The organism is Enterovirga sp., assembly GCF_028290205.1.
Classification (GTDB): Bacteria; Pseudomonadota; Alphaproteobacteria; order Rhizobiales; family Beijerinckiaceae; genus Enterovirga.
The window spans coordinates 1-10,965 of the sequence record NZ_JAQGKF010000195.1 but is presented as its reverse complement, the minus strand read 5'-3'; the positions used below and the strand labels follow the sequence as shown (position 1 = coordinate 10,965).

Sequence of the window (10,965 nt, the reverse complement as noted above, 5' to 3'; positions counted from 1 at the left end):
GCTGGAGGAGGAGGAGCTCCTGGCCTGGCTCGCACCCAAGGTCGCCCGCTACAAGCTGCCGCGCCGGGTGGTGTTCCTGGAGGAACTGCCGCGCTCCGGCTACGGCAAGGTCACGAAGAAGCTGGTCCGGGCCGAGATCGAGCGGCGCGGATACGTGCCGGCGAGCCCCGGCACCTGATAGCCGCCGGCGCACCCCGTCCGGCGCTCGGCGTGGAGCCGCCCCTCCCCTGAGCTGGTCGCGGCCCTGTTGGCAAGGCCACAGCCGCGCGCGAAAACCTTGCCGCACGGCACAGGCCCGTGCAGGACAAGGTCAAACAACACGGGTGGAGACGCGGAATGGCCGAGACGATCGGATTCGTGGGGCTCGGAATGATGGGCACGCCGATGGCAGCCCGTCTCGCCGAAGCGGGCTACGGCCTCGTGGTGCACGACGCCCGCGATGCTGCCCTCGCGCCCTTTCTCCAGCGTGGGGCCACCCGGGCCGGCTCGGCCCAGGAGGTCGCCGACCAGGTCGAAACGATCCTGATCAGCCTGCCCACCCCAGACATCGTCGAGACGGTCGTGCTCGGCCCTGGCGGCCTCGCCGGGGGCGGCAAGGTCAAGACCGTGGTGGATCTCTCGACCACCGGACCGCGCGTCGCGGCCAGCATCGCGGGCAGGCTCAAGGAGCGGGGCATCACCTTTGTGGATTGCCCGGTCAGCGGCGGGGTCGGCGGGGCCCGGGCCGGCACGCTCGCGGTCATGGTGTCGTGCCCGGGCGAGGTGTTTCGCCGGCTCGAGCCCATGCTCGGGGTCATCGGCAAGGTCTTCTTCATCGGCGAGACGCCGGGCTCGGCCCAGATGATGAAGCTCTGCAACAACCTGATGTCGGCAGCCGCCATGGCGATCTCGGCGGAGGCGATCACGGCCGGGGTCAAGGCCGGCATCGACCCCAAGATCATGGTGGACGTGATCAACGTCTCGTCCGGCATGAACACCGCGACCACGCAGAAATTCCCGAAATCGGTGCTCAACCGCCGCTTCGATTACGGCTTCGCGACCGGGCTGATGTTCAAGGACGTGCGGCTGTGCCTGGAGGAGGCCGAGGGCATGGGCCTCGATCTGGAGACCGCCAAGGCCGTGCGGTCCATCTGGCAGAAGATGAACGACCAGTTCGGCCCGGAGAGCGATTTCACCCGCATTGTCGAGATGGTGGAGCGCCCGGCCGGGGTCACGGTCGGAACCCCGTCCTGAGCGCTGTCGGCTCGGAGAGCTGACACGAGGGAGGGCCGGCCGAGCGGGCCGCCCCCCTCTTCCCGGCAGGAGCCAGCCCATGCCCGATCTCGAGCCCTACGAGATTCACGCCATCCGCTACGGCCACAACGCCCATGCCACCCGGCGCGAGAACTTCCTCGGTGGCGATCCGCATGATGGGCCGATGCCGCTCGACTATTTCGTCTGGGCGATCCGCGGCAACGGCCGCACCATCGTGGTGGATACCGGTTTCGACACCGCCATGGGCGAGAAGCGCGGGCGCGCCTTCCTTCGCTCCCCAGGGGAAGGGTTGCGCTGCATCGGCATCGATCCCGACAGGGTCGAGGACGTGGTGGTCAGCCACATGCATTACGACCATTGCGGCAATCACGGCCTCTTTCCGCGCGCCCGCTACCACCTGCAGGACGGCGAGATGGCCTATGCGACGGGCCGCTGCATGTGCCACCCGGCGCTGCGGGCACCGTTTGAGGCCGAGGACGTGCTGGCCATGGTCCGCAAGGTCTTCGAGGGCCGCGTGACCTTCCATGACGGCGACCGCGACCTCGCGCCCGGCATCTCGCTGCACCGGGTCGGCGGGCATTCCAAGGGCCTGCAGGTGGTGCGCGTCTGGACGCGCCGCGGCTGGACCGTGATCGCGTCCGATGCGAGCCATTTCTACGCCAACATGGAAGAGGGCCGCCCCTTCCACCTGCTGCACAGCCTGGAGGACACGCTGGAGGGCTATCGCAAGCTGTACGGCCTGGCGAGCGAGCGCTCGGCCGTGATCCCGGGCCACGATCCCCTGGTGCTGCAGCGCTATCCGGCCTCGGCGCCGGGCCTGGACGGGATTGCCCACCGGCTGGACGCGGATCCAACCGGCTGACCCGCCTCCGACCGGGCCTGCCCGTCCCGCGCCTCGATCGATGGTCGGATTGCACGGGGAGAGCCGCTCGGTCGAAGCTGGGCCGTCACGGGGGGTAGCATGGCTGAGCGACCGGAGTTCCAGAGCGATCTGTTTCGGCAAGGCAAGGAGATCCGCGGCGAGGTGGCCGGCCGGCCCCATCTCGACGCGATGCTGGCCAAGGCCGACGACTTCTCGGCGCCGATCCAGCAACTCGTCACCGAGTATTGCTGGGGCTTCGTGTGGGGCCGGCCCGGACTCGAGCGCAAGACGCGCTCCATGCTCAACCTCGCCATGCTGGCGACGCTCGGCCGGGCCCAGGAATTCAAGCTCCACACCCGCGGCGCCCTCCGCAACGGCGTCACCCGCGACGAGATCCGCGAGATCATCATGCAGGTCGGCATCTATGCCGGGGTCCCGGCCATGATGGAGGCGACCCGGGTCGCCCAGGAGGCCTTCCGCGACCACGAGGCCGCCGGCGAGTAGGGCAGCGGCCCGACCGGCTAGGCCGAACGGGCCCGCCCGGGGGCCGGGCCCCAGCGGCGGGCGAGCCGGTACATCCGGTGCTCGCCGTACTTCTTGGGCAGCGGCATGCGGCCGACATATTCGGATTCGAAGCCGGCCGTGTCGGTCGTTTCCAGGATCGCCGCAAAGGGCTCGGTCACGTAGACCGCGCCCGGCGGCGCGACCGGTTCCACCCGGGCGGCGCGCGAGACCTGCGTTCCGAAGTAGCTCGCGACCCCGCGGATCGGATCCCAGCCCTTGAAGACCGGACCGTGGTGCAGCCCGATCCTGAGCTCGGGCGCGAACCGGCTCTCCCGCCGCATGCGGGCCGCCTCCTCCTGGATCGACAGGGCGAGGCCGGCCGCCGCCTCGATCTCGTCGATCACCAGGAAGAAGGCATCGCCCCAGGTGTTGCGGTACAGCACCTGCCCGGCGAAGCCGTCGATGACCCGGCCGATCGCCGCCATGTAGTCCGACCAGAAACCCGGAAGCTGCGATTCCGGGATGCTGGAGAAGCGGTACACGTCGGCGAACAGGAACGCCCTCACCTCGCGATGCGGCGCCGTTCCGGTGTCGGGCGCCGGCGCGGCCGCGGCCGGGGCGGCCTCCGGCTCCCGCCCGCCGATCTCGACCGTGACGCAGTCGGTGCAGAGCCGGCGGGCCCGCGTGCGGGCGAGGCCCCGCGCGATCAGCTCGGCATAGGCGATCAGTTGCGGATCGGGCCAGTCGCCGTCGGCCGTGGCCGACGTCACCGTGGCGGCCGAAGCGAGGCAGTGCCGCCGCCGCGCGACCTCCGCCGCCGGGCTCCGGTCGGCGAAAAAGGAGAGGTAATCCTGTTCCGCGAAGGGCAGCACGAGATGTAGCTCGACGCCGGCGGCGAGGGCCTGCTCGGCCATGGCCAGCGAACCCGTGCTCCACAGCGTGCCGACCGCGAAGCCGACGGCTTCCCGGCGCAGCGTGGCGGAGACGGCCGCGGCGGCCTCGGCCTCCTCGTCGGCCGCGACCTCGCCGGCCCTCAGATGCGCGACCTTGGGCGGCGCCAGGATGTCCAGGAGGTCGTGGCTCCGGGCCGGATCCGGGTCGGTCTCGCCCAGAAGCGCGGCGAGCTGACGCCGGGTGCTGGAGAGCGCACCGTAATCCGCACCGGCCAGTTCCCGGGCCCGGCGCAGCGCATCGGCCGCCTCCTCCCAGCGGCCGAGCACGGCGAGGGCCTCGGCCCGGGTCGCGGCGGGCCAGTAGCTCTCCGGCTCGTGCAGAAGGCCGTCATCCAGCAGCGTGGAGGCGATCCGGCCGGCGTCCTGCCGCTGGCCCGCGAGCGCGGACAGGGTCGCGGCGTTGATGCCCGGAAAGGGATCGCGGCTCTTGCGGAAGACGCGATGGTAGGCCCGAGCCGCCTGCGCCAGGAGCGGCCCGCGGCGCTCCGGCGGAGCCGCCAGCGCCGCGTCCTTGCGGATGCGGGCCCAGAGGGCGAGGGAATCGACGTCGCCCAGGCGGTTCAGTCGCAGGGCCCGATACTGCGTGGCGGCCTTGGCCGTGGCACCGGCCCGGGCAAGCGCCAGGACGCTGAGGTAGCGCAGCCTCGGATCGTCGACGCCCGCCTCCAGACAGGCACGCGCCTTGTCATAGGCACCGATCAGTTCGGCGCGGCGGAGATCCTGCTCGATCTCCTCGAGGGTCGCCGGGGTCACCAAGGCCTCGCTCCCCGGGTGTCGCCTGGCCCGCAGAGACGGCCAGAATCGCCGGGCGGTCGCACGGCTTTCGACGCATTGCCCCGGCGAGCGGAACCATGCTGAACTCCGGTCCAGAGCCACTGCAGTGGCCGGTCACGGACTGGGAGGTCAGGCATGGGTCGGCACTGGGTGAGCGCCCTCGCGCTTGCGGCGTTTCTGGGGGCCGGCGCGCCGGCAGCCTTCGCGCAGAACTCGATCACGGTGTGGTTCAGCAAGGGCTTCTACCGTTCGGAAGACGAGGCCCTGTGGGCCGCGATCAAGAAATTCGAGACCAAGACCGGCATCAAGGTCGAGCTGTCGCAATACGCGATCCAGGACATGATCCCGAAGACCGTTGCGGCCCTCGATTCCAGCTCCCCGCCCGACGTCGGCTACGCTGACACCTACAATAATCAGGCGGCCGGCAAATGGGCCTTCGAGGGCAAGCTCGAGGACCTCACCGACGTCCTCCAGCCGATGATGGGTCGCTTCGCGCCCAGCACCGTCGAGCACACGCTGCTGCTCAACGAGAAGACCGGCAAGAAGGCCTATTACGGCTTCCCGATGAAGCAACAGTCGCTCCATGTCGAGATCTGGAGCGACATGCTGGACAAGGCCGGCTTCAAGCTCGCGGACGTGCCGACCACCTGGAAGGAGTACTGGTCCTTCTGGTGCGACAAGGTGCAGCCTGCCTACCGCAAGGCCTCGGGCGCGCGGGCTTACGGCATCGGCTCGCCGATGGGCGTGGAATCCACCGATTCCTTCCAGTCCTTCTACGCCTTCCTGGACGCCCATGACGCCAAGCTCGTCGACGAGGCGGGCAAGCTCCAGGTCGACGACCCCAAGGTTCGCCAGGGCGTCGTCAACGCGCTCAGGGACTACACCGACGTCTACGTGAAGGGCTGCACGCCGCCCTCGTCCACGACCTGGAAGGATCCCGACAACAACGTCGCCTTCCACAACCGCACCACGGTGATGACGCACAACTTCACCATCTCGATCGCGGCCAAGTGGTACGAGGATTCCGTCAACCCGAGCCTGACCCAGGAGCAGCGCGACGCCGCCAAGAAGGCCTACGAGGACACCATCATCACGGCCTCGTTCCCGAGCCGTCCTGACGGCAAGCCGATGACCTACCGGGCCGACGTGAAACACGGCGTCGTCTTCTCGCAGGCCAAGAACAAGGCCGGCGCCAAGGAGTTCGTGAAGTTCCTGATGGAGGAGGAGAACCTCCGGCCCTATATCGAGGGTGCGCTCGGCCGCTGGTTCCCGGTGACCAAGGACAGCCAGGAGAGCCCGTTCTGGCAGGCCGACAAGCACCGCAAGGCCGTCTACACGCAGTTCAAGTCGGGCACCGAACCCTTTGATTACGTGAAGAATTACAAGTTCACGATTCTCAACAACGAGAACGTCTTCGCCAAGGCCATGAACCGGGTCGTCAGCGAGAAGGTCGCCGTCGAGAAGGCGGCCGACGAGATGCTGGCCCGCATCAAGCAGGTGGCCGGGAACTGATCCCCGGCCGGCCGCCCGGTCCGGCCACGGCCGGGATTCGCTCCACCCGTCGTCCCCGGCCCGCGCCGGGAACGGCGGCACGAAGCGGGAGAGGAGACACCCCATGTCGAGCCTCGCGCTGTCCGGTTCAGCCGACACCCTTGCCCCGAGGCCGCGCCCGCGCCTGACCGCGTGGCAGGTCTGGGGGCTGCTGCTGATCGCCCCCTACCTGCTCGTCTTCCTGCTCTTTGTGGTCTACCCGGTCGGCTACGGGTTCTGGCTCGCGCGACATCCGGCGAGCTACGCGCAGCTCCTCGAGGATCCGATCTTCAAGGGCGCGGTCGTCAACACGCTGATCTTCCTGCTGGTCGGGATCAACGTGAAGATGTTGCTGGCTCTTCTCCTGTCCGGCTTCTTCACCCACCAGCGCCGCTGGATCCGGTGGCTGTCGGTCCTGTTCATCCTGCCCTGGGCCGTGCCCTCGATCCCGACCATCCTGTCCGTCCGGTTCATGCTGAACCCGGAATGGGGGGTGGTGAACCAGCTCGTCTTCCGTCTCACCGGCGACGACGGGCCGAACTGGCTGAACGATCCGGGGCTGGCGCTCGGCTTTGCCATCGCCGTCCACATCTGGAAGTCGCTGCCGTTCTGGACGCTGATCCTGCTGGCCGGCCGCCTGTCGATCTCGAACGACCTCTACGAGGCGGCCTCCGTGGACGGCGCCTCCCCGCTGCAGAAGTTCATGTACGTGACATGGCCGTCGATGCGGACGCTCTATGTCACCTGCACCCTGCTGTCGATGATCTGGACGCTGGGCGACTTCAACAGCGTCTACCTGCTCACCGGGGGCGGCCCGGCCGACCTCACCCATGTTCTGGCCACCTTGGGCATCCGCTATCTGCGCCTGGATCAGGTGGATCTGTCCATGGCGGCGGTGGTGTGCGCCATGCCGCTGGTGTTGCCGCTGGTCTGGTTTCTGATGGGGAGGCTGTCGAAGTGAGCACGACCGCGGCCGCCACGCCGACCCGGACCCTGGCCGCCGGCCGGCCCTCCCGCTCGCGCAAGCAATGGCTGAGGGAAATCGGCCCGGACGCCAAGCTCCTGCTCATCGGCATCCCGGTCGCGATCTGGACCCTGCTGCCGATCTACCACCTGTTCCTGTTCGCCATCTCTCCGAAACAGGACGCGTTTTCGGGCCAGCTCTTTCCCACCAACCCGACGCTGAACAACTTTCGCATCGTGTTTGGCGAGAAGCACTATTTCCTGTCCCATTTCTGGCAGCAGCTGACCAATTCCGTCGTGATCGCGCTCGCCACGGGCGTGATCACGCTGGTGATCGCGACGGCGGCCGCCTTCGCGATCAGCCGGCTCAGGGTGAGGGGCGGCCGCACGGTCATGAACCTGGCCCTGTTCACCTATTTCATCCCGGCCGCGTTTCTGGCGGTGCCCATGTACAAGACGATGGGCGCCTACGGCCTTCTGAACTCGCGCTGGGCGCTGATCATGGCGATGGTGACCATCGCCAGCCCCTACGCGATCTGGGTGCTGAAACAGGCCTCGGACAAGCTGCCGCTCGAACTCGACGAGGCAGCGATCATGGACGGCGCCTCGCCGCTCCAGCTCTTTCGGCTTGTCTACATCCCGCTGATGCTGCCCTCGCTCGTCGCCATCGGCATCTATGCCGTGCTGCTGGCCTGGAACGAGTACCTGTTCGCGTTCCTGCTGCTCTCGGGCGACACGCAGGTCACGCTGCCGGTGGCGCTCGGCAACTTCCTGGCGGCCGACGACAGCCCCTGGGAGCTGCTGATGGCCACGGGGCTGATCTATGCCCTGCCCCCGGCCGCCATCTACTACGTGTTCAAGCGCTACATGGTGGGCGGCCTCACGGCCGGGGCGGTGAAGAGCTGAGGACCAGCCCGGGCGAGCCCCGGCGGGCGGTCCTCAGGAGGCCAGCGGAGCGACGCCGCGGCGGATCTCGGTCAGCCCGAACGAGGCGAGCGCCGCCGCGAGCGCGGGCGAGACCTCGCCTCGGCCCGTGAACACGGCCCGGTTCCAGGAGGCGCTCCGGCCGGCATCGGCCGGAGCCGCGCCGAGAAGCTGCACCACACGCTTGCCGATGGCCGGCGCAGGATCGATCCAGGTCACGGGCCAGGGCGCGAGCCGGCGGAACCGCTCCAGCAGCAGAGGGTAATGGGTGCAGGCGAGCACGACGGCATCCGTGCGGCGCCCGTCCCGGTCGATGAAACAGGGCGCGATCTCGGCTGCGATCTCCCCGTCGGGCGCCGGGGTGCCGGAAAGCTCCGCCTCGGCCAGTGTCGCGAGGCGCGTGGAGCCGACCAGATCCACCTGGCACGGCCCGGCATAGGTCTCCACCAGCCCCCGTGTGTAATCCCGCCGCACGGTGCCCGGCGTGGCCAAAACCGCGATGCGGCCGCTGCGAGAGGCCGCGACGGCCGGCTTGATGGCCGGCACCGTGCCGACGAAGGGCAGGTCGAAGCGGGCTCGCAGCATCGGCAGAACCAGCGTGGAAATCGTGTTGCAGGCCACCACGACGAGGTCCGGCGCATGCTCGCCCACGAGCCGCTCCACGACCTGCACCACCCGGGCCACGAGCGGCTGTTCGGACCAGTCGCCGTAGGGAAAGGCGGCATCGTCGGCCGCATAGACGAGATCGGCATCGGGCCGGGCCCGTGCCACCTCGCGCAGAACCGTCAGGCCGCCGAGGCCCGAATCCAGAAGGAGGATGGTCGGCCGGAGTGCCGCGGGCGCGACCCGCGGTGTCACGGCCGCCCCGGCCAGGAGATCGATCCGCATGGACCAAGCATGTCGTCAGGTGCCGCTAACAATCCGCTAACGCTGCCTCGTCCGCCCCGGCGAGCAGGCCGCCGCGGTCACCTCCGAGGGTGCCTTTCCGCTCGCCGGGCGAACACGGAAACGCTCGGCGGCGTCTCTGTTCCCCCATCCGCCGCTTTCTGGTCCGTGAAGCCGAGCGCCGCGAGCACGGCGAGAAGATCGTCCCCCGCCATCCAGTGATGAGTGTCGACCGGCCCGCCTGCAAAGGTGCTGAGCCGGTGTCCGCCTTCATAGGTGGCTTCAAACAGCCGCACCTCGAGGCCGGCGAAGGTCACGGTTCGCGTGGGCTCGCGCTCCCCGTCCGGCACGTAATGAGTCCAGAGGTAGACAGCGTCGGTGCGCTGCGCGATCGCCGACAGGAGCCGCAACGGATCCTGCTGGTGGTAGAGCACGCCCGAGGCTACGACGAGGTCGTAGCGGGTGCTCTCCTCCTCCAGCGCCGCAATGAAGTCTCCGACCCGGAACCGCGCCGAGCGGAGGCCGACGATCTCCTTCACGACGAGGCATTTCAGAAAGGCGAGCCGGTTCGCCTCAATGGCGACCACGTCGGCCCCGGCCTGTTCCAGCATGCAGGTATGGCCGGCTTCCAGCGGCCCGAGTTCGAGGATGCGCCGGCCGGCCACCGGGCCGTGCTGCTCAATTAGCCAGCGGATCCGCTCGTCGTCGTAGAGCGGCAGGATACCGGCCTTGACGCCGAGATCGGGCGGCAGGGCCGACAGCCAGCCGGGAAGCGCGTCCACGGCGTTCTGGGCGGACGGGAGCCCCGTCGCGTACTGATCGAACACGCTCCCGGCCTGCTCGCTCCACCCCCTGCCGTCCTCGAGGGTGAGGCTCGCCTCGTTGGTCGGCCCGCGTCGACGCGCGGCGCCCCGCTTCCAAGGCCACCACCTCTCGTCCATCGCTCCATCCGCGCAGCCGCCCGCCGACGGCTCGAATGCGTCCGTGCACCCGCCCGGTGGGCCGAAAGGCGCGCTTAAAGGAGGGCCGTCCGGAAAGCCAGCACCGGCCCGGACGCGTCCAGATCCCTGCCGCGACCGTCAGGTCCTGACGCTGGTCGACAGCAGCTGGATCACCAGCACGCCCGCCACGATCAGGCCGATCCCGAGAAAGCCCGGCAAGTCCAGGCGGTCTCCGAAGACGATCCAGCCCGCGAGCGAAACCAGCACAATGCCTGCGCCCGACCACACCGCGTAGATGATCCCGACCGGCAGCACCCGCATGGTGAGCGCCAGGCAGTAGAAGGCGCAGCCATAGCCGAGCACGGTCAAGAGCGACGGCCAGAGCCGGGTGAAGCCGTCGGATGCCTTCAGCGCGGAGGTGCCGACCACTTCGGCCGCAATGGCGACGCCGAGCAGAACCGCGGCGTTCGCGAAAGCGGGCTCAACGGCCCCGCTGCGTGGTCGCGCGCCGCCGCGTCACGGGCTGCTTGCTCTGAATGGTGGGTGCCGCCGCGACGGGAGTTGCCGCCGGGGTCGTGCCGTGTGCGGTCGGTGCCGCCTCCTTGGGCGTCTCCGCCGCGAGCCGCCGCACGGGCCAGCTGTCCGACCAGCGGCCCATATCGACGAAGGCGGTATCGGTCCTGAGCGTGGCGAGGTCGCCGCCGGCCAGCGCAGCCCCGGTCAGCATGTCGAAGGTCCGCCAATAGGCCAGGTAGTCCAGCGTGTCGGTGCCGTTGCGCTGCAACTGGCCGAGCAGCACCTGCTGCTCTCCGGTCAGGACCATGTCGGCCGACCATTTCGGCCGCGCAGCGCCGCGCTCGGGCGGCGGCGCGGGCGCGAGCTTGATCAGCGCCGAATCGTAGCCCTCCTTTGGCGAAGCCGGCGAGGCGAGCGTTGCGGTCAGGGCGGGAAAGCCGTGATCGTCGGAGGCCGAGCGGATGAACAGCTTGCGGGAGGCCGGCACGCTGGTGGTTTCGCGCAGAATGCGCCGCGCGGCCCGGTCCGCGGCCTGGACGTCGCGGTCGCCCACGACGGTGGCGATCAGCGTTCCGGGATCGATCCGGGACAGGTCCGACAATTGCACGCCGCGGCTCTTTGCGTCCTTGGCGATGCCGCCCGGCATGGTGGCGAAGACCAGCTTCGGCGCCGGCAGGCCGCGGCTCTGGCTCTCGGCCGCCAGGTTCAGCGCGATGGCGGAACCCGCGGAATGGCCGAGCAGCGCAACCCGCGTGGTGTCCGGCTTGGCCTGGGGATCGTCCGCAAGCGCCGCCAGCGCCTCCTTGATCAGCGTCGCGGCGATCTCGGTCGCGTCGCCCGGACGGGTCCTGCCGACCGT

11 protein-coding genes and 1 pseudogene are annotated in these 10,965 nt (G+C 69.3%); 7 read left to right on the top strand and 5 right to left on the bottom strand.

Annotation, left to right across the window (positions count from 1 at the left end; all coding sequences use genetic code 11):
• The 4 genes and pseudogenes from JWR86_RS13725 to JWR86_RS13710 form a co-directional block, all read left to right on the top strand.
• Positions 1-178 (top strand): annotated as a pseudogene (locus JWR86_RS13725) (acyl-CoA synthetase); the annotation flags it as partial.
• A gap of 158 nt (positions 179-336) precedes the next feature.
• Positions 337-1,233 (top strand): NAD(P)-dependent oxidoreductase, encoded by an 897-nt coding sequence (locus JWR86_RS13720; protein WP_299566558.1) that lies wholly within the window; start codon positions 337-339, stop codon positions 1,231-1,233.
• A 79-nt stretch (positions 1,234-1,312) separates the two neighbouring features.
• Entirely contained in the window at positions 1,313-2,116 is an 804-nt protein-coding gene (locus tag JWR86_RS13715) for an N-acyl homoserine lactonase family protein (protein ID WP_299566556.1), read from the top strand.
• A gap of 99 nt (positions 2,117-2,215) precedes the next feature.
• Complete coding sequence (locus tag JWR86_RS13710; protein WP_299566554.1) at positions 2,216-2,620, top strand: carboxymuconolactone decarboxylase family protein; 405 nt, start codon at positions 2,216-2,218, stop codon at positions 2,618-2,620.
• A 17-nt stretch (positions 2,621-2,637) separates the two neighbouring features.
• On the opposite strand, the gene JWR86_RS13705 is transcribed toward JWR86_RS13710, so the two are convergent.
• On the bottom strand, positions 2,638-4,326 hold the full coding sequence (locus tag JWR86_RS13705) for a TRAFs-binding domain-containing protein (protein ID WP_299566552.1): 1,689 nt from the start codon (positions 4,324-4,326) through the stop codon (positions 2,638-2,640).
• 156 nt (positions 4,327-4,482) lie between these two features.
• Between JWR86_RS13705 and JWR86_RS13700 the strand changes: the two genes are divergently transcribed.
• The 3 genes from JWR86_RS13700 to JWR86_RS13690 all read left to right on the top strand — a co-directional run bounded on the left by JWR86_RS13700 (position 4,483) and on the right by JWR86_RS13690 (position 7,746).
• A complete protein-coding gene (locus tag JWR86_RS13700; RefSeq protein WP_299566550.1) occupies positions 4,483-5,859 on the top strand; it encodes an ABC transporter substrate-binding protein in 1,377 nt (458 codons plus the stop codon).
• A 103-nt stretch (positions 5,860-5,962) separates the two neighbouring features.
• Complete coding sequence (locus JWR86_RS13695; RefSeq protein WP_299566548.1) at positions 5,963-6,838, top strand: sugar ABC transporter permease; 876 nt, start codon at positions 5,963-5,965, stop codon at positions 6,836-6,838.
• A gap of 71 nt (positions 6,839-6,909) precedes the next feature.
• Positions 6,910-7,746 (top strand): carbohydrate ABC transporter permease, encoded by an 837-nt coding sequence (locus JWR86_RS13690; protein ID WP_299566562.1) that lies wholly within the window; start codon positions 6,910-6,912, stop codon positions 7,744-7,746.
• Between the two features lie 33 nt (positions 7,747-7,779).
• Here the strand turns inward: JWR86_RS13690 and murI are convergent, their stop codons facing one another.
• The 4 genes from murI to JWR86_RS13670 form a co-directional block, all read right to left on the bottom strand.
• The gene (murI, locus tag JWR86_RS13685; protein WP_299566546.1) at positions 7,780-8,652 is read right to left on the bottom strand and encodes a glutamate racemase; all 873 of its coding nucleotides are present in this window, start codon (positions 8,650-8,652) and stop codon (positions 7,780-7,782) included.
• Positions 8,653-8,729: 77 nt separating this feature from the next.
• The gene (locus tag JWR86_RS13680; RefSeq protein ID WP_299566544.1) at positions 8,730-9,590 is read right to left on the bottom strand and encodes a DUF1698 domain-containing protein; all 861 of its coding nucleotides are present in this window, start codon (positions 9,588-9,590) and stop codon (positions 8,730-8,732) included.
• 138 nt (positions 9,591-9,728) lie between these two features.
• Positions 9,729-10,046 carry an SMR family transporter gene (locus JWR86_RS13675; protein ID WP_299566560.1) on the bottom strand — a complete coding sequence of 106 codons (318 nt, stop codon included), beginning with the start codon at positions 10,044-10,046 and terminating at the stop codon, positions 9,729-9,731.
• A gap of 25 nt (positions 10,047-10,071) precedes the next feature.
• A partial coding sequence (locus JWR86_RS13670; RefSeq protein ID WP_299566542.1) for an alpha/beta hydrolase fold domain-containing protein occupies positions 10,072-10,965 on the bottom strand: 894 nt, incomplete at its 5' end.

Bases quoted from the DNA above. Each gene is read 5' to 3' on its own strand.
- JWR86_RS13720 (WP_299566558.1), top strand. From the start codon at position 337: ATGGCCGAGACGATCGGATTCGTGGGGCTCGGAATGATGGGCACGCCG.
- JWR86_RS13715 (WP_299566556.1), top strand. From the start codon at position 1,313: ATGCCCGATCTCGAGCCCTACGAGATTCACGCCATCCGCTACGGCCAC.
- JWR86_RS13710 (WP_299566554.1), top strand. From the start codon at position 2,216: ATGGCTGAGCGACCGGAGTTCCAGAGCGATCTGTTTCGGCAAGGCAAG.
- JWR86_RS13700 (WP_299566550.1), top strand. From the start codon at position 4,483: ATGGGTCGGCACTGGGTGAGCGCCCTCGCGCTTGCGGCGTTTCTGGGG.
- JWR86_RS13695 (WP_299566548.1), top strand. From the start codon at position 5,963: ATGTCGAGCCTCGCGCTGTCCGGTTCAGCCGACACCCTTGCCCCGAGG.
- murI (WP_299566546.1), bottom strand. From the start codon at position 8,652: ATGCGGATCGATCTCCTGGCCGGGGCGGCCGTGACACCGCGGGTCGCG.
- JWR86_RS13680 (WP_299566544.1), bottom strand. From the start codon at position 9,590: ATGGACGAGAGGTGGTGGCCTTGGAAGCGGGGCGCCGCGCGTCGACGC.